Here is a 609-nt window from a genome sequence, read left to right as displayed (position 1 = left end):
AAACAAGGTAGCCCTTCTGCCATTGCGCAAATGGTCAGCAGCGGCGAAGCTGATTTGGCAATTATTACTGAACGCATTGACGATCATCCTGAGTTGGGCAAACTGCCCTGCTATGAATGGAACCATGCCGTCATTGTTCCGCACGACCACCCTCTTTTGGACTGCCGCAATCCTTTAAGCCTTGAAGATTTAGCTTCTTTTCCGCTGGTCACTTACGAATTTGCTTTTAATTCCGGCAGCAGTATCGCGCGTACATTTAATAAAGCGCATATTGAGCAACCTGATGTTGCCTTATCGGCTGCCGATACGGATGTATTGAAGACGTATGTCCGCTTAGGCTTGGGCGTTGGTTTGATGGCTAAAATGGCGTACGATCCCGTTGTCGATCAAGATTTACAGCTGATTGATGCGGCACACTTATTTGAACCGTCGCCCACTTGGATAGCCTTACGCACTGATACCTACCTGCGTGGTTACGCGTATGACTTTATCCAGATGTTTGCACCGAAACTGACCAGAGAAGTGGTCGACCGCATTCTGTACACGCCGGTTGTTGAAGATTTTTCAATTTAATATCTGACTATCACTTTCGTAACTTAACAATTATTC

General features: G+C 46.3%; 1 protein-coding gene. It reads left to right on the top strand.

The window, feature by feature from the left end:
• On the top strand, positions 1-573 hold a 573-nt coding region (locus tag ACTHUM_RS17590; protein ID WP_440403633.1), incomplete at its 5' end, for a LysR substrate-binding domain-containing protein.
• Positions 574-609: the final 36 nt, after the last annotated feature.

It is taken from the genome of Neisseria sp. P0021.S006, from assembly GCF_051956895.1.
The sequence above is the reverse complement of the archived record's forward strand: the minus strand, read 5'-3'. Positions and strand labels throughout refer to the sequence as shown.